The 16,881-nt window shown below is 49.5% G+C and carries 21 protein-coding genes; 16 read left to right on the top strand and 5 right to left on the bottom strand.

The features are described 5' to 3' along the window. The first annotated feature begins 28 nt into the window (after window positions 1–28). The 8 genes from P2W74_RS02695 to P2W74_RS02660 all read left to right on the top strand — a co-directional run bounded on the left by P2W74_RS02695 (window position 29) and on the right by P2W74_RS02660 (window position 6,462). Window positions 29–1,192: an SIS domain-containing protein gene (locus tag P2W74_RS02695; protein WP_276293786.1), complete on the top strand. Its 1,164-nt coding sequence runs from the start codon at window positions 29–31 to the stop codon at window positions 1,190–1,192. A 1-nt stretch (window position 1,193) separates the two neighbouring features. Beyond that, window positions 1,194–2,054, top strand: a complete 861-nt coding sequence (gene kbaY, locus P2W74_RS02690) for a tagatose-bisphosphate aldolase subunit KbaY (protein WP_276293785.1) — start codon at window positions 1,194–1,196, stop codon at window positions 2,052–2,054. A gap of 182 nt (window positions 2,055–2,236) precedes the next feature. Beyond that, window positions 2,237–2,659 (top strand): PTS galactosamine/N-acetylgalactosamine transporter subunit IIA, encoded by a 423-nt coding sequence (gene agaF, locus P2W74_RS02685; RefSeq protein WP_276293784.1) that lies wholly within the window; start codon window positions 2,237–2,239, stop codon window positions 2,657–2,659. 59 nt (window positions 2,660–2,718) lie between these two features. Next, window positions 2,719–3,210 (top strand): PTS system mannose/fructose/N-acetylgalactosamine-transporter subunit IIB, encoded by a 492-nt coding sequence (locus P2W74_RS02680; RefSeq protein ID WP_276293783.1) that lies wholly within the window; start codon window positions 2,719–2,721, stop codon window positions 3,208–3,210. A gap of 20 nt (window positions 3,211–3,230) precedes the next feature. Continuing rightward, on the top strand, window positions 3,231–4,013 hold the full coding sequence (locus tag P2W74_RS02675; RefSeq protein ID WP_276293782.1) for a PTS mannose/fructose/sorbose/N-acetylgalactosamine transporter subunit IIC: 783 nt from the start codon (window positions 3,231–3,233) through the stop codon (window positions 4,011–4,013). Window position 4,014: 1 nt separating this feature from the next. Beyond that, a complete protein-coding gene (locus P2W74_RS02670) occupies window positions 4,015–4,896 on the top strand; it encodes a PTS system mannose/fructose/sorbose family transporter subunit IID (protein WP_276293781.1) in 882 nt (293 codons plus the stop codon). Between the two features lie 24 nt (window positions 4,897–4,920). Further along, window positions 4,921–5,661, top strand: coding sequence for an SIS domain-containing protein (locus P2W74_RS02665; RefSeq protein ID WP_276293780.1), 741 nt, complete (start codon window positions 4,921–4,923; stop codon window positions 5,659–5,661). 96 nt (window positions 5,662–5,757) lie between these two features. Then, on the top strand, window positions 5,758–6,462 hold the full coding sequence (locus P2W74_RS02660) for a copper homeostasis protein CutC (RefSeq protein ID WP_276293779.1): 705 nt from the start codon (window positions 5,758–5,760) through the stop codon (window positions 6,460–6,462). 101 nt (window positions 6,463–6,563) lie between these two features. Here the strand turns inward: P2W74_RS02660 and rsmI are convergent, their stop codons facing one another. Then, window positions 6,564–7,427 (bottom strand): 16S rRNA (cytidine(1402)-2'-O)-methyltransferase, encoded by an 864-nt coding sequence (rsmI, locus tag P2W74_RS02655; RefSeq protein ID WP_276293778.1) that lies wholly within the window; start codon window positions 7,425–7,427, stop codon window positions 6,564–6,566. 62 nt (window positions 7,428–7,489) lie between these two features. Here rsmI and P2W74_RS02650 point away from each other — a divergent pair, with 62 nt between their 5' ends. From P2W74_RS02650 to dolP, 4 genes are read left to right on the top strand one after another with little or no spacing between them, the layout of a single operon-like run. Further along, window positions 7,490–9,544: a penicillin-binding protein activator gene (locus P2W74_RS02650; protein ID WP_276293777.1), complete on the top strand. Its 2,055-nt coding sequence runs from the start codon at window positions 7,490–7,492 to the stop codon at window positions 9,542–9,544. Beyond that, on the top strand, window positions 9,502–9,897 hold the full coding sequence (locus P2W74_RS02645; protein WP_276293775.1) for a YraN family protein: 396 nt from the start codon (window positions 9,502–9,504) through the stop codon (window positions 9,895–9,897). Before P2W74_RS02650 ends, P2W74_RS02645 begins: the two co-directional genes overlap by 43 nt. A 20-nt stretch (window positions 9,898–9,917) precedes the next feature. Next, window positions 9,918–10,508, top strand: a complete 591-nt coding sequence (gene diaA / locus P2W74_RS02640; protein ID WP_203359866.1) for a DnaA initiator-associating protein DiaA — start codon at window positions 9,918–9,920, stop codon at window positions 10,506–10,508. Window positions 10,509–10,517: 9 nt separating this feature from the next. Beyond that, window positions 10,518–11,093 (top strand): division/outer membrane stress-associated lipid-binding lipoprotein, encoded by a 576-nt coding sequence (dolP, locus tag P2W74_RS02635; RefSeq protein WP_276293774.1) that lies wholly within the window; start codon window positions 10,518–10,520, stop codon window positions 11,091–11,093. A 38-nt stretch (window positions 11,094–11,131) separates the two neighbouring features. Here the strand turns inward: dolP and P2W74_RS02630 are convergent, their stop codons facing one another. Both P2W74_RS02630 and P2W74_RS02625 read right to left on the bottom strand, forming a co-directional pair. Next, window positions 11,132–11,779, bottom strand: a complete 648-nt coding sequence (locus P2W74_RS02630; protein WP_276293773.1) for an NAD(P)H-binding protein — start codon at window positions 11,777–11,779, stop codon at window positions 11,132–11,134. Window positions 11,780–11,816: 37 nt separating this feature from the next. Then, window positions 11,817–12,257 carry a YhbP family protein gene (locus P2W74_RS02625; protein ID WP_276293772.1) on the bottom strand — a complete coding sequence of 147 codons (441 nt, stop codon included), beginning with the start codon at window positions 12,255–12,257 and terminating at the stop codon, window positions 11,817–11,819. 50 nt (window positions 12,258–12,307) lie between these two features. On the opposite strand from P2W74_RS02625, the gene P2W74_RS02620 reads away from it, so the two are divergent. Next, complete coding sequence (locus tag P2W74_RS02620; RefSeq protein WP_203359862.1) at window positions 12,308–12,610, top strand: GIY-YIG nuclease family protein; 303 nt, start codon at window positions 12,308–12,310, stop codon at window positions 12,608–12,610. On the opposite strand, the gene P2W74_RS02615 is transcribed toward P2W74_RS02620, so the two are convergent. Both P2W74_RS02615 and ubiT read right to left on the bottom strand, forming a co-directional pair. Continuing rightward, complete coding sequence (locus tag P2W74_RS02615) at window positions 12,597–13,100, bottom strand: GNAT family N-acetyltransferase (protein WP_203359861.1); 504 nt, start codon at window positions 13,098–13,100, stop codon at window positions 12,597–12,599. The genes P2W74_RS02620 and P2W74_RS02615 overlap by 14 nt on opposite strands. Continuing rightward, window positions 13,094–13,618 (bottom strand): ubiquinone anaerobic biosynthesis accessory factor UbiT, encoded by a 525-nt coding sequence (ubiT, locus tag P2W74_RS02610; protein ID WP_276293771.1) that lies wholly within the window; start codon window positions 13,616–13,618, stop codon window positions 13,094–13,096. The genes P2W74_RS02615 and ubiT overlap by 7 nt, the downstream gene beginning before the upstream one ends. 220 nt (window positions 13,619–13,838) lie before the next feature. Between ubiT and ubiU the strand changes: the two genes are divergently transcribed. From ubiU to P2W74_RS02595, 3 genes are all read left to right on the top strand, one after another. Beyond that, the gene (gene ubiU / locus P2W74_RS02605; protein ID WP_203359859.1) at window positions 13,839–14,834 is read left to right on the top strand and encodes a ubiquinone anaerobic biosynthesis protein UbiU; all 996 of its coding nucleotides are present in this window, start codon (window positions 13,839–13,841) and stop codon (window positions 14,832–14,834) included. A gap of 8 nt (window positions 14,835–14,842) precedes the next feature. Continuing rightward, on the top strand, window positions 14,843–15,721 hold the full coding sequence (locus P2W74_RS02600) for a U32 family peptidase (protein WP_276293770.1): 879 nt from the start codon (window positions 14,843–14,845) through the stop codon (window positions 15,719–15,721). Window positions 15,722–15,799: 78 nt separating this feature from the next. Next, a complete protein-coding gene (locus P2W74_RS02595) occupies window positions 15,800–16,807 on the top strand; it encodes a luciferase-like monooxygenase (RefSeq protein WP_276293769.1) in 1,008 nt (335 codons plus the stop codon). Window positions 16,808–16,881 lie beyond the last annotated feature (74 nt).

Genomic DNA, 16,881 nt, shown 5'->3' with positions numbered 1-16,881 from the left:
TAATGTGAAAACGCATAAGGACAACGTTATGAACGACGACTTTTCTGAGTGTATAACCGGAACACAAACCTGGACCGCACAGGAGATCCGCCAGCAGCCTGAAAGTTGGCTTAAATCACTAAAAAACATTGATCGTCAGCGCGAAGATCTGGATAAATTCCTGTCGTCGGTTTTTTCCAACCGAGGGCTAAAGATCATTCTGACTGGAGCCGGAACCTCCGCATTTATCGGCGATATTATCAGCCCCTGGCTTTCGTGCCAGACAGGTAAAAATTTTGTATCTGTTCCTACAACCGATCTGGTGACGAACCCAGCAGATTATCTGCATGAAGAACAGCCCACGCTCCTGGTCTCATTTGCGCGTTCCGGCAACAGTCCAGAGAGCGTTGCAGCAGTCAACCTCGCCAGTCAACAAGTGAAAAATTGCCATCATCTGGTCATCACCTGCAATGAAGCAGGCGCGTTATACCAAAACGCGACGGCAAGCGACAAAGCATACGCACTGTTAATGCCTGCTGAAACGCATGATCGCGGATTTGCAATGACCAGCAGCATCACGACCATGATGGCTAGCTGTCTGGCTGTATTTTCTCCGGATGTCATCAACGGCACATCATTCCACGATGTCGCAGAACGTTGCGAAAAAATCATCGCTGCATGTGGGGACTTCACAGACGCCGTTTTTGGAGATATGTCCTTTAAACGCATTGTTTACCTCGGCTGCGGCGGATTGCAGGGCGTTGCCCGCGAGTCAGCCCTAAAAGTACTGGAATTAACCGCAGGAAAACTCGCTGCGTTTTACGATTCACCTACAGGCTTCCGGCATGGTCCTAAATCACTGGTAGATAACAATACTCTGGTCGTGATGTTCATCTCCAGTGATCCCTATACACGTTTGTACGATCTCGACTTACTCACCGAATTGCGTCGTGACAAACAGGCGCTACGCGTGATCGCCATCTCTGCATCTCCAGATCCTGAAGTCATCGCCGGTCCGCATATTTTATTGCCACCCTCCCGTGACTTTCTCGATATAGAACAGGCTTTCTGTTTTCTGATCTATGCACAGATCTTTGCGCTTAGCGAATCACTTAAAGCAGGAATCACACCCGATACTCCATCTGCAAGTGGTACGGTAAACCGAGTCGTAAAAGGTGTCATCATTCATCCCTGGATTAAAGCAGAGGCATAATATGGGCATCATTTCGACTAAATACTTGCTGCAGGATGCACAATTAAATGAATATGCCGTCCCTGCATTTAATATCCATAACGCTGAAACTATCCAGGCGATCCTTGAGGTATGCAAAGAAATGCATTCTCCTGTTATTCTCGCCGGGACACCAGGTACGTATAAACACATCGCTTTTGAGGAAATCTACGCTTTGTGTGAGGCTTATTCCGAACGTTACAAAATGCCTCTGGCGTTGCATCTTGATCATCATGAATCACTGGATGATATTCGCAGCAAGATTAATGCCGGTGTACGCAGTGCAATGATCGATGGAAGCCATTTACCTTTTGAAGAAAACGTGCAAATCGTAAAATCAGTGGTTGATTTCTGTCATCGCTACGACTGTAGCGTAGAAGCAGAACTCGGCCGCCTGGGTGGAGTAGAAGATGACATAAATGTAGATATGGAGAGTACATTTATGACAGATCCGCAGGAAGCTCGTCGTTTTGTTCAGTTGACTGGCATAGACAGCCTGGCTGTCGCTATCGGCACTGCCCATGGACTCTATACGCACAGACCGAAAATTGATTTTGAGAGACTGGCGGAGATCCGTAAAGTTGTGGCGATTCCCCTGGTGCTGCATGGAGCCAGTGATGTACCAGACGAGTATATTCAACGTGCTATCAAGTCAGGAATTTGTAAGGTTAATGTTGCCACAGAACTGAAAATTGCTTTTTCTGGAGCACTCAAAAAATGGTTTAACGAGAATCCAGATGGAAATGATCCTCGTAGTTATATGCGTATCGGTATGGAAGCAATGAAAGAAGTCGTACGCAAAAAAATCAATGTTTGCGGCTCTGCCGGGAAAATTGCAATTTAAATACATATGCAACATCAATGTATTAAAAAGAAACCTCAGCCATTATTTAATAATGAGAAAGTGATCAATTTAAATATTCTCCCGTTACTATAGAATCACATAAATGAGGTAATATTTAAAATACAACAATATATCAGCAATACAAAATAATAAACTTTATATTAATAGTCAGGAGATTCACTATGTTAGGCATTGTTATAACAGGACATGGAAAGTTTGCCACAGGATTATTATCTGCAGTTGAGCAAGTGATTGGCTCGCAGACACAATGTAAAGCCATTGATTTTCCGGAAGGGATATCTACCGAGGAACTGGCCAGCCAACTGGAAGATGCCTGTAATGCCTGTGATAATGGCGATGGTATCGTCTTACTTTGTGACTTGCTTGGAGGTTCACCATTCCGTCAGGCATCGCAAATTGCACTAACCAAAAATAACTATGAAGTAATTTCTGGAACTAATATGCAGATCGCCGCAGAAATGCTGCTTGAAAGGGAAGAATTAACAGCTGCTGAGTTTCGCAATGCTGCTGTTATTTGTGGTAAAGATGGAATAACGAGCCTCTGGCACGAATTGAGCACTGAAGATAATAACACGGATTTTTAGTGTATTACTGCATTATTAATAAAACCCTATAAGCAACGCTACACCAAAAAGGTAAAATTATGCCAATTATCCATTTTCGGGTGGACTCACGTCTTATCCATGGCCAGGTGGCTTTAGCCTGGTCAAAAATGACCAACCCTAATCATATTATCGTTGCAAATGATACTGTGGCAAAAGACGTGACTCAGCAAGCCGTTTTAAAACTGGCGGCACCAAAACAAGTACGCCTGTCTATGGTTGAGATTGAAAGAGTTAAATCTTACATCAAGAGAGGACTTCAGGAAAATGAGAATGTTTTTTTGTTAGTTCAGAATGTTATTGATGCAAGTAAATTTTTCGATGATGATTTTATGTATCGTGAATTAAACATTGGTAACATGGTACATAAGACAAACTCAAGAAAACTAAATGATCGGTTATTTGTTTCAGATAACGAATTATCCGCATTACAATCAATTATCAGTAAAGATGTAAATTGTTATTTTCAAGTGCTGCCAAATGACAGCAAGCAGGATATGAAACTGCTGCTACAGAAAAACGGCTTATTATAAATAAGTAGAGGAATTTAAAAATGGAAAGTTTACAGCTATGGCAAGTTATATTGCTCTCGCTATGGGCATTTCTCTGTATCAATGAGTTGCTTTTTACTTATCTTGGACTGTGGCAACGTCCATTAATCGCAGGCGTTGGTGCAGGTATTATCCTCGGCGATCTCACTACAGGTATCGTAATTGGAGCCACCCTTGAGATGGTCTCATTGGGTGTACATTCTTATGGTGGCGCTGTAGTACCAGATTATACCACGGGTTCGATTCTTGGCGTTGTGTTTGGGTACCTTACTAACGACATATCCCTGGGAACAACTATTGGTATTCCTATCGCATTATTAGGTGCTTATCTTGATGTAATGGCAAGAATGTCAACAGCGATATGTGCGCATAAAGGAGACAAGCACGCCGCATCAGGGAATATAGCAGGCATGTGGCGATGGCATCTGTTTGGTTCTGTCCCATGGGGATTATCGAGAGCTATTCCTGTCTTTATCGGTGGTTATTTTGGCGACACAGTGGCAAGACAATTTATCGAACATGTTCCTCAGTGGCTAATGAATGGTTTAACTGCTGTTGGTCACGCAATGCCAGCCCTGGGTATTGCAATTTTATTAAATTATCTACCATTCAATAAAAAAGCCTACTTTGCAGTTTTAGGATTTGTTTTAGTTGCTTATTTAAAACTTCCTATGATTGCAGTTGGCATCTTAGCTGCGATAGTTGCTATTGTATATACTCAGCTATATATGAGAGAAAGTGTAAATAGCAAAGGAAGTGAAGAACAAATTGGGGGGGAGTTTTAATATGAGCATATCAGAGACAGATTACATCTCAAATAATGATAAATCATTCAGTAGCAATGAAGAAAAAGAGTCTGGGCAGGAAATTACCATCACTAAAAAGGATCTATTTAAGGTCTATCTCCGTAATTTTACGGTACAGGCATCGTGGTCTTATGAGCGAATGCAGGGGCTTGGGTTTGCAATATGCATGTCCCCTATTCTGAAGAAGATCTACAAAAATGAGCCTGAGAAGTTAAATGAAAGTCTGGTCAGGCACATGGACTTTTTCAATACATGCCCTAACTATGGTACCCCTCCTATTTTGGGTATCGTCACAGCGTTGGAAGAAAAGAGAGCTGATCCCGACCTTATTCGCGGGGTGAAAACAGGAATGATGGGGCCGTTAGCGGGTGTTGGCGACACAATGATGTTTGCTATTCTTGGCCCACTTCTCTTTTCTATACCTGCATCAATGGCGTTAGCAAAAAATATTCATGGAGCTTATATTGCACTGGCAATAACGCAGGTACTATTTATTGTATTTAATTTGTTTTTAAAATGGCGACTCCTTAATCTTGGATATTCCCAGGGGAGTAGTCTTGCCACCCAATCATCCGGAGTTCTGGAGCGTTTCACATTTGGCGCGGGGATTCTTGGGTTAATCGTGGTCGGTTCGTTAATAGGCTCAATAATTAATTTATCTACTCCATTGGCCTGGAACTTCGGCGATTATAAATTCGAGCTACAGGCTGTACTTGATACGTTATTGCCAAAACTATTTCCTGTTCTCACTGTGGCGTTTGTATATTATTTATTAAAGGTCTGGAAATTAAGTCCGGTCAAAATAATAGGTTTCCTCTTCCTGATATTCACCACTCTCGGTGCATTAGGAATTGTAAAATAAACATTTCTTTTCAGGAAAACAAAAATGAACTTCAATAAAACCAAAGAATATTTAAGCATCGTTAATCAACAGTTAAATAAAATAGAAGAACATGAAAGTAAAAATATAGAAGATGCAGCCAGCATTATCAGCGACACATTAGAGAAAGATGGGTTGATATATATTTTTGGCACCGGTCATTCTCAAATGTTTAGTCTGGAAATGTTTTACAGAGCTGGCGGACTGGTTCCGGTACATCCAATGCTGGAAGCATCTGTTGCGATGTACACTGGAACTAAAACATCTGAATACGAAAGAGTGCCTGATATTGGAAAAGTAATCTTTAAAAAATCTGGCATGACGTCCAAAGACACTTTAATTATAGTTTCTCATTCCGGCAGAAACCCGATGCCTGTGGACCTGGCTGAATCAGCTAAAGCTGCTGGTGTAAGTATTATTACAATAGCATCGGGTGCATTTATGGCCGGAGTATCCTCACGCCATCCATCAGGCAAATTCGTCAAAGATTTTGCTGATGTTATCATTGATAACCATTGCGAGCTTGGTGACGCAGTCATTAACATCGAAGGAATGAGTACCAAAGTGGCTGGAACCTCTTCCATCCTTTCAATTGCCATCATCGAATCTATCGTCGCAACGACAATTAATATTTGCGTGAGCAGAGGATTCACCCCTCCTGTCTGGATGAGTGGTAACCTTGATAATGGCGATGCACATAACGAGCAGCATTATCTTCAGTATCGAAACCGCATTCCTTATTTATAATACACATCTAATTTTTTCGGGAATATTTCATCACAGAGAAATATTCCCGACATAAACACCATCCACATCTAATCACACTTATCACCAGGATATTGTATGTTAGAAGTTATTGCTACATCGCTGAATGATGCTTTAATTGCACAAAAATGTGGTGCGGACCGTCTGGAAATTGTATCTCATCCAGAGTGTGGGGGATTGACGCCAGACATGGAATTAGTGCGCGAAATCAGCCAGGCGGTTAATTTACCGTTAGCCATAATGATACGACCACATCCTCATCACTTTTTCTATGACGATGAGGAAATCCAAGCCATGGCCAGAGATATTTATCAATTTTCAATGTTGGGTGTTGAGTCCATCGTGTCGGGGGTGTTAGAGAAAAATGGTGATATTGCAAAACAAAAACTCGAAGAGTTATTAAAAGCAAGTTCCTCTTGTAACTTCGTTTTTCATCGCGCAATTGAACAGACACCTGAAATATTAACATCAATAGAAAAACTTAGTTCATATCCTATAATTAGACGTATACTAACTAATTATAGGATTAAGGATTTTCATGGTGAACTTGATAAACTAAACTCACTGATAAACAGCACTGAGCAACTGGGTATCACAACAGTTCTCGGGGGCGGTATTAATGAAGAGACATTAGATTTCTTACACCAAAACTCTGCGGTTAAAGCATTTCATGTGGGTTCAGCGGTTAGAGTAAATGGGCGTTGGGATGAAAATATTGATCCAGAGAAACTCACTCGACTGGTTAAGATATTAGATAAAAATCAAGCACATGATATCGTCTAAAAAATGCCTGAAAGTGCTAGTGCAAGATATGAATAACGTAAATCTGCCGGGCAGTGCGATGCCTGCCCAGTCAGTACCGAGGCTATTAACATCCCGGACGTTTATTCGCCCTGCTGCTCCAGCGCATACTTATACAGTGCATTCTTTTTCACGCCGTGGATTTCGGCGGCCAACGCGGCGGCCTTTTTCAGCGGCAGTTCCGCCTGTAATAGTGCCAGCGTACGTAGCGCATCGGCAGGAAGATCGTCGTCCTGCGCTTTGTGCCCTTCGACAATCAGTACCATCTCACCTTTGCGGCGGTTTTCGTCCTCTTTAACCCACGCAAGCAATTCACCCACCGGCGCGCCATGGATCGTTTCCCAGGTTTTTGTCAGCTCACGTGCCAGAACCACATAGCGGGACTCTCCCCACACGGAGACCATATCTTCCAGACTGTCTAATAAACGGTGGGTGGACTCATAGAAAATCAGCGTACGCGGTTCTGCTTCGATAGCTTTCATCGCATCGCGACGCCCTTTGGATTTTGCCGGCAGAAATCCTTCGTAGCAAAAACGGTCCGACGGCAGTCCGGCTGCACTTAAGGCCGCAATCGCGGCGCACGGCCCCGGCAATGGCACCACGCGGATCCCTGCTTCGCGGCAGGTACGCACCAGGTGGTAGCCAGGATCGTTGATGAGCGGCGTTCCCGCATCGGAAACCAGCGCAATGTTCTGCCCTTCTTTGAGTTTCGCCACCAGCGTTTCGGCCTTTTGCTGCTCGTTATGGTCATGCAGCGCAAACAGGCGAGCGTTAATCGCAAAGTGTTGTAACAATAAACCCGTGTGGCGAGTGTCTTCAGCAGCAATTAAATCAACGGCTTGTAAAACTTCGAGCGCTCGTTGGGTAATATCAGCCAAATTCCCGATAGGAGTAGGTACAATAAAGAGCTGGCCTTGAGAATTATCCGCCGATTCGTGTTGTTTCATTGTGTCGTCCGTATTGCCGATTTAATATTGAGCATTGCGTAAAAAATATCACTGGATACAGTATGGTACCCTCAACATTTTGTCGTTTGAAAGCCGCGCGCTGTCTGCCCGTTATCCTGGCAGCCTTGATGTTCGCCGGTTGTGGCACCCAGGCGCCCGATCAGAGTGCAGCCCATATGCAGGGCACTGCACAGGCTGATTCCGGCTTTTATCTGCAACAGATGCAGCAAAGTTCAGATGATAGCAAGACCAACTGGCAATTACTCGCCATTCGTGCACTGCTGAAGGAAGGTAAAAGTCAGCAGGCGGTCGAATTGTTTAACCAGTTGCCGCAAAATCTGAACGAAAGCCAACGCCGCGAACAGTCTCTGCTGGCGGTAGAAGTCAAGCTGGCACAAAAAGATGTGGCTGGCGCGCAGGCGTTGCTGGATAAGCTGACCCCTGCTGATTTCGATCAAAATCAACAGGCGCGTTACTGGCAAGCGCAAATTGATGCCAGCCAGGGACAGCCTTCCCTCTCTTTGCTGCGTGCCTTAATCGCTCAGGAGCCGTTACTGGCCGCTAAAGACAAGCAGAAGAATATCGATGCTACCTGGCAGGCGCTTTCGTCCATGACGCAGGAGCAAGCTCAGGCGCTGGTCATCAACGCGGATGAAAATGTCCTGCAAGGATGGCTGGATCTGCAGCGTGTCTGGTTTGATAACCGTAACGATCCGAACATGATGAAGGCTGGCATTGCTGACTGGCAAAAACGCTACCCGCAAAACCCGGGGGCGAAACTGTTGCCAACGCAGCTGACTAACGTTCAGAGCTTTAAACCCGCCTCCACCAGTAAAATAGCCCTTCTGCTGCCGTTGAACGGCCAGGCGGCCGTCTTTGGTCGCACTATCCAGAAAGGCTTTGAAGCGGCAAAAAATATGGGGACTCAGCCGGTAGCCTCACAACCGGCAGCAACACCCGCCCCCGCGGCGGAACCTGCCGTAGCGGAGAGTCAACCGCAAACAACCGACGGCGTCGCCAGCCCTTCTCAGGCCTCCGTCAGCGACCTGACGAACGATCAGCAGACGCAACCCGACGCGCCGGTCAGCGCGGTGCAAGCCGCATCGGCTCAACCGGTAACGGCAAGCGCCCCAGCAAACCCTTCGGCGGAACTGAAAGTCTATGACACCAGCTCCCAGCCGCTGAGCCAAATTCTGGTCCAGGCTCAGCAAGATGGCGCCAGCATTGTCGTCGGTCCGCTGTTGAAAAATAACGTCGAAGAGCTGATGAAGAGCAACACGCCGCTGAATGTGCTGGCGTTGAATCAGCCAGAAGCGGTACAGAATCACGCCAATATTTGTTACTTTGCCCTTTCGCCGGAAGATGAAGCTCGCGATGCGGCGCGCCACATCCGTGAGCAGGGGAAACAAGCGCCACTGTTGCTGGTTCCGCGTAGTGGTCTGGGCGATCGTGTGACAAACGCGTTTGCTCAGGAATGGCAGAAATTGGGCGGCGGCACCGTGTTGCAGCAGAAGTTTGGCTCAACCGCTGAGCTGCGAATGGGCGTCAACGGCGGTGCAGGTATCGCGCTGAGCGGAAGCCCTGTCACCACCGGAGCCGCGTCACAACCTGGCGTTACAATTGGCGATCTGACGATTCCAGCCCCACCGACAGACGCGCAAATCACAGGCAGCGGTGGTCGAGTGGATGCGGTCTATATTCTGGCAACCCCAGAAGAAATCGCCTTTATTAAGCCGATGATCGCCATGCGTAACGGTAGCCAGAGCGGTGCGACGCTGTACGCCAGCTCGCGCAGCGCACAAGGGACAGCAGGCCCAGACTTCCGTCTGGAAATGGAAGGCCTGCAATACAGTGAAATTCCCATGCTGGCGGGCAACAATGCCCCGTTGATGCAGCAAGCGCTCAGCGCGGTGGGTAACGACTACTCTCTCGCCCGTATGTATGCCATGGGCGTTGACGCCTGGTCTCTGGCCAACCATTTCTCGCAGATGCGCCAGATGCAAGGTTTTGAGCTTAACGGAAATACCGGCGCATTAACTGCCACGCCGGATTGTGTGATTAACAGGAAGTTATCATGGCTCAAATACCAGCAAGGACAGGTTGTTCCCGCCAGTTAACGCGTAAACAGACCGGAGACGCGTGGGAAGCCGCCGCGCGTCAATGGCTGGAGTGCAAAGGACTGCATTTTATTGCCGCCAACGTGCATGAGCGCGGTGGCGAGATAGATCTGATCATGCGTGAAGGCAATACCACGGTTTTTGTTGAAGTCCGTTACCGCCGCTCCGCCTTATTTGGTGGAGCGGCAGCCAGTGTGACCCGGAGCAAACAATACAAATTATTACAGACCGCCCGCGTGTGGCTCGCGCGCCATAACGGAAGTTTTGATACTGTGGATTGCCGGTTCGATGTGTTAGCCTTCACCGGAAATGATGTTGAGTGGATTCAGGATGCGTTTAACGATCGCTCGTAATTGAAGATTTAAGGATTAGCGTGCTAGAAAGAATCAAAGTTTGCTTTACAGAAAGCATTCAAACTCAAATTGCTGCGGCAGAAGCGCTCCCGGATGCTATCTCCCGTGCCGCCATGACGCTGGTTCACTCCCTGCTCAATGGTAACAAAATTCTCTGTTGTGGTAATGGTACCTCCGCTGCCAACGCACAGCATTTTGCTGCCAATATGATCAACCGTTTTGAAACAGAACGCCCCAGTTTACCTGCCATTGCACTTAATACTGATAATGTGGTCTTAACAGCGATTGCAAACGATCGTCTGCATGATGAAATCTATGCCAAACAGGTCCGCGCGCTGGGACACGCGGGAGATGTCCTGTTGGCAATTTCAACGCGTGGCAATAGCCGCGATATTGTAAAAGCCGTAGAAGCTGCCGTCACACGTGACATGACCATTGTGGCGCTAACCGGTTATGACGGAGGCGAACTGGCCGGTTTGTTAGGCCCGCAGGATGTTGAGATTCGTATCCCTTCACACCATAGCGCGCGCATTCAGGAAATGCATATGCTGACGGTAAACTGCCTGTGCGATCTGATCGATAACACGCTTTTCCCTCACCAGGATGATTAAGGAGTACACATGAAGGCACTTTCGCCGCTCGCAGTCCTTATTTCTGCGTTGCTGTTGCAAGGTTGCGTCGCTGCTGCCGTTGTCGGTACTGCAGCCGTTGGAACAAAAGCCGTCACTGACCCACGTAGCGTAGGGACCCAGGTAGACGACAGTACCCTGGAGTTACGCGTGAACAGTGCGCTGTCTAAAGACGCGCAAATCAAGAAAGAAGCGCGCATCAACGTAACAGCGTATCAAGGTAAGGTTCTGCTCGTCGGCCAGACGCCGAATACTGAGCTTTCCTCGCGAGCAAAACAAATTGCGATGGGCGTGGAAGGAACAACCGAGGTGTTTAACGAGGTCCGCCAGGGCCAGCCAATCAGTCTGAGTGAAGCCTCTAACGACACCTGGATTACGACCAAAGTACGCTCCCAGTTGCTCACCAGCGACCAGGTAAAATCGTCTAACGTGAAAGTAACCACCGAAAATGGAGAAGTCTTCCTGATGGGGCTGGTGACCGACCGTGAAGCGAAAGCGGCGGCAGATATGGCCAGTCGCGTCAGCGGTGTGAAACGCGTCACTACCGCCTTTACTTTTATTAAGTAGCCGTCATCCATTGCCCGGTGACGCTTCACCGGGCATGTTCACGACACCTTCCACGCCGCTCTTTCACGAAGCTGTGATGAGCTCAGAATAGTCACCCCTTCATGATCCGGTGACAAAGCTTGTGCCAGCATCGCGCTTGCCACATCTCGCGCTTCAATCGATTTCCAGTTTCCTGGCAGGAACCGAAACAACGGCGCAAAGATCGTTTCATTCATGCGTTGCTTCGATCTCTCGCCGAGCAGCATGGAAGGACGCACAATGGTCAATCTTGGCCAATTTTGCGCCATCAGCACCTCTTCCATCTCGCCTTTTACCCGATTGTAGAAAAAAGGCGAATGGGCATTTGCCCCTATCGCGCTAACCACCAGCATATGTTGCGCCCCCAGACGTTTTCCCGTCAGAGCGGTGTCCACCACCAGCGTATAGTCCGCATGGATAAACGCTTCTTTACTTCCCGCCTCGCGCCGGGTCGTTCCCAGACAGCAAAAGACAATATCAATCGGATCGGTGACCTGCGCCAGCGCATCAGTAAGTTGTGGATCGTGCGGGTTATAGATACCTGGCGTATCCGGGAGAGGACGACGTGTAGGCGCGGCGATTGAATGAATCTTCGGTTCGTTCAGCAACATTCGCAGTAGATGGCCGCCCACCAGCCCTGTTGCTCCCGTGATTAACACCTGGCTCATCGCATCTCCTGGTTTCTGGCATCAATACGCCTTCTAACTATAGAACACTGGCTTGCTCACGTAACCAGTGCATTTTTTTGCCAAAACCCATTGTGTTGTCAGTGAACTTGATTTCATCCAGGCGAATTTCCCAAACCGGTGCAGGCAGTACTCTGGCAACGGGGAAACGGCGGTTGTAGAGCCTGCGCGCTGAGTCACTTTCTTCACCTTCAAGACGCCGGATTTCCCCTTTAAACTGGACGCCGCGGATCAGGGCGACGGTTTTAGGCTGACCATTCACCGTCCCGGCGACGGGGGCTCGCGGTCCGGACATCTGGGCGTGGCGGGTTTTCTCTTCCGTCAGCACATAAAATGCCATCTTCTGAGCATCAAACAGGTAAAAAGCATTGGCGCACCACAGTTCGCCTTCATGGTGTACACACCAGGTCACAACGTGTTGTTTCGCCAACCAGCGCGATATAGCAGTCAGTGTTTCCATCTCTGTTCTCTCTTATACTGAGCGCCTGAACATTAACATATGATCATTCAATGACACCCTGGTATCTTTATCTCATCCGCACCGCAGACAACGCTCTCTACACCGGGATCACCACCGATGTGGATCGCCGTTACCGACAGCATCAAAGTGGAAAAGGGGCGAAAGCGTTACGGGGGAAAGGGGAATTAACGCTGGCTTTTGCGGCACCGGTCGGCGACCGCTCTCTCGCCCTGCGCATGGAATATCGGGTCAAGCAGCTGACAAAACCCCAGAAAGAGCGTCTGGTGGCGAAAGGGGAAGGGTTTGAGGCGCTGTTAGCCAGCCTGCAAACCCCTTCACTTAAAAACGATTGAAATGGTCGTGGTATTCCACCAGACCCGTGACGCCGTTTAGCGCGTCTTCTGCCAGTCGGTGCACCTGGAAGGCGCTTTCCGTCCCCGGCCAGCGGCAATGCAGATCGTAATGCGCTGCCAGTTCGAAGCCAAAGCGGCTGTATAATGCCGCATCGCCTAACGTGACCACGGCGGCATAGCCGAACTCATTAAGCGAATCCAGTCCTTCGTAGACCAGTTGACGGGCCAGCCCCTGTCCACGGTAGTTTTCATCTACCGCCAACGGCGCCATCCCCACCCATTGCAGATCCTCGCCCTGCACATCGACAGGACTGAATGCAACGTAACCAATCACCTGACCTTCATCGTCAGTGGCAACCAGGCCCAACGTCAGAAAACCATCCTCACGCAGGTCATGGACCAGTTTCGCTTCCGCATCGCTTTCGAACGAACGGCGTAACAGGGCATCAATACCAGGGGCATCAATGGGAATTTCTACTCGAATCAGCATGGTTCACCTACCGATGTCTGTTTGGTTTCCGGCGAGTGTTTCATGCCCGCCTCAACAAAATCTGCCAGTTGCATCAGCATAACGCGTAACGCTTTTGGCATCTGCTCCAGTTCGATCGCATCCATCAGGTTTTTCACATACAGCCCTAACTCGGTATCACCTTCGATCACCAGTCGGCGCTGAAAGAACAGCGTATCCGGATCCTGTTTACGTGCCGCGATCATCAGCAAATCACTGGCGTCGGCACTAAAACTCACGTCGGCTTCGGCATTCTGGCTGACGATAAGTTTGTCATTCTCAACAGAGGTATACCATCTGAGATCAATATCACGAACATGAATACTTAACCAACGGCCTTCGAGGAACTCCAGCTCCCCCTCTGCCAGCGCCTGACGGAATTGCCAGCTCAGGACCTGTTCCAGAACCTGGCGCTTCAACGCAAAGGGCGTCAGTTTAACCGGTACACTCATCAGAGAAGGACCAACATGTACTAAGCGTGAACGCAGTTTATCCAACACGAGCTTTACTCCCTGTTTCATTAATCCTGCTATTTTGCCATATCAGATAAACAACGTAGCGGCGTAAATCAACAATTACGTGTGAAATTGCTATCCCGTTATTGGTGTTACCAATACGACTTTAACTGCCTTAAATCAAAAATTGTCGCAGCAAGGTTAACTAAAATCCCTGTTCGTTAACAATTATGCGTCCCAGGCGGCGCAACCTTCAGGATAAATTATGGAGCTGCTCTGCCCTGCCGGAAATCTCCCGGCGCTTAAGGCGGCCATTGAGAACGGCGCTGATGCCGTTTATATCGGGCTGAAAGATGACACCAACGCCCGTCACTTCGCCGGCCTTAACTTTACCGAGAAAAAATTGCAGGAAGCGGTGAGCTTTGTCCATCAACATCGCCGTAAGCTGCACATCGCGATAAACACGTTTGCACACCCGGACGGTTACGCCCGCTGGCAGCGCGCTGTGGATATGGCGGCACAACTCGGTGCGGATGCGCTGATTCTGGCCGACCTTGCCATGCTTGAGTATGCCGCAGAACGTTACCCTCATATTGAGCGCCATGTCTCTGTTCAGGCATCTGCGACCAATGAGGAGGCGGTGAACTTTTATCATCGCAATTTCGACGTCGCACGCGTTGTACTTCCACGCGTGCTGTCGATTCATCAGGTCAAACAGCTTGCGCGCTCAACGCCTGTACCGCTGGAAGTGTTTGCTTTCGGTAGCCTGTGCATCATGGCGGAGGGGCGTTGCTATCTCTCTTCTTATCTGACAGGAGAGTCGCCAAATACGGTAGGCGCGTGTTCCCCTGCCCGATTTGTACGCTGGCAGCAAACGCCGCAGGGTCTGGAATCCCGTCTGAATGAAGTGCTGATTGACCGCTATCAGGACGGCGAGAATGCCGGTTACCCAACACTGTGCAAAGGCCGCTATCTGGTGGATGGCGAGCGCTATCATGCGCTGGAAGAACCGACCAGTCTCAACACGTTAGAGCTGTTGCCGGAACTGCTGGCCGCCAATATCGCCTCCGTGAAAATCGAAGGCCGCCAGCGTAGCCCAGCCTACGTTAGCCAGGTGGCGAAAGTATGGCGTCAGGCGATCGATCGCTGTAAAGCTGACCCACAAAACTTTGTCCCGCAACGCGCCTGGATGGAAACACTCGGTTCGATGTCCGAAGGCACGCAAACAACGCTTGGCGCATATCACCGTAAATGGCAGTGAGAAAAGCAATGAAATATTCCTTAGGGCCGGTGCTCTACTACTGGCCGAAAGAGACGCTGGAAGCGTTTTACCAGCAAGCCGCCACCAGTCATGCCGACGTGATTTATCTCGGAGAGGCAGTCTGTAGTAAGCGTCGCGCGACCAAAGTCGGTGACTGGCTGGATATGGCGAAATCGCTCGCCGGAAGCGGCAAGCAGATAGTGCTTTCAACGCTGGCGCTGGTTCAGGCATCGTCCGAACTGGGCGAACTGAAACGTTATGTCGAAAATGGCGATTTCCTGCTGGAAGCCAGCGATCTCGGCGTAGTGAACATGTGCGCTGAACGCAAACTGCCGTTTGTCGCCGGGCATGCTCTCAACTGCTACAACGCCGTGACGCTGCGCCTGCTGCTCAAACAGGGGATGGTGCGTTGGTGTATGCCGGTGGAGCTTTCGCGCGACTGGCTGGTGAATCTGCTTAACCAGTGTGATGAACTGGGCATTCGCCAGCAGTTTGAAGTGGAAGTGTTGAGCTACGGTCATCTGCCGCTGGCCTATTCGGCCCGCTGCTTTACCGCCCGCTCGGAAGACCGTCCGAAGGATGAGTGTGAAACCTGCTGTATCCACTATCCGAACGGTCGCAATGTACTGTCTCAGGAGAATCAGCAGGTGTTCGTGCTGAACGGGATTCAGACGATGAGTGGCTACGTCTACAACCTCGGAAATGAACTGAACTCCATGCAGGGATTGGTCGATATCGTACGCTTGTCACCGCTTGGCACTGAGACGTTCGCCATGCTCGACGCCTTCCGCGCCAACGAAAACGGCCTCTCGCCGCTGCCTCTTACGGCTCACAGCGACTGCAACGGTTACTGGAAACGTCTCGCCGGTCTGGAGCTACAGGCGTAAAAAAGCTCACTTTGTTAACAACGGTAATCAAATTTTAATGCAGTATTAAATGATTCACCGTCGACAAAGTGAGCCGTTATGACAGACAACACTATTCCCTTTTCGGTGCTGGACCTGGCACCGATCCCCGAAGGCTCCTGCGCCAAAGAAGCTTTCTCGCACTCTCTGGATCTCGCCCGGCTGGCAGAAAAGCGTGGCTATCATCGCTACTGGCTGGCAGAGCATCACAATATGACCGGAATTGCCAGTGCGGCAACCTCGGTGCTGATTGGCTACCTGGCGGCGAACACCACAACCCTGCACCTGGGGTCCGGCGGCGTCATGTTGCCAAACCATTCCCCACTGGTGATTGCCGAGCAGTTTGGTACGCTCAACACGCTCTATCCGGGGCGGATCGACTTAGGGCTAGGTCGCGCGCCGGGCAGCGATCAACCGACCATGCGCGCGCTGCGTCGCCATATGAGCAGCGATATCGATAACTTCCCGCGCGACGTGACCGAACTGGTCGACTGGTTCGACGCCCGCGATCCTAAACCACAGGTACGCCCGGTGCCCGGCTACGGCGAGAAAATCCCAGTGTGGCTGCTCGGATCCAGCCTGTATGGTGCTCAGTTGGCCGCACAACTCGGTCTGCCGTTTGCGTTTGCCTCTCACTTCGCACCAGATATGCTGTTCCAGGCGCTGCATCTCTACCGCACCCAGTTTAAGCCGTCTGAGCGCCTTGAGAAGCCCTATGCCATGGTGTGCATCAACATTATCGCCGCCGACAGCAACCGTGATGCCGAGTTCTTGTTTACGTCTATGCAGCAGGCGTTCGTAAAATTACGCCGTGGCGAAACAGGGCAACTGCCGCCGCCGGTAGAAAATATGCATCAGCTGTGGTCCGCCTCCGAGCAGTATGGCGTGCAGCAGGCGTTGAGCATGTCGTTAGTGGGGGATAAAGCGAAAGTGCGTCACGGTCTGCAATCCATCCTGCGTGAAACCCTGGCGGATGAGATCATGGTCAATGGACAGATCTTCGATCACCAGGCACGGCTGCACTCGTTTGGGCTGGCGATGGATGTAAAAGAGGAACTATTGGGGTAACTTTTGCCCGGTGGCGGCTACGCCTTACCGGGCCTACGAGATCTGTAGGCCGGATAAGGCGAAGCCGCCATCCG

It is taken from the genome of Citrobacter enshiensis, assembly GCF_029338175.1.
Taxonomy (GTDB): domain Bacteria; phylum Pseudomonadota; class Gammaproteobacteria; order Enterobacterales; family Enterobacteriaceae; genus Citrobacter_D; species Citrobacter_D enshiensis.
Note: the sequence above shows the minus strand (reverse complement) of the source record. Positions and strands in the feature narration are given on the sequence as shown.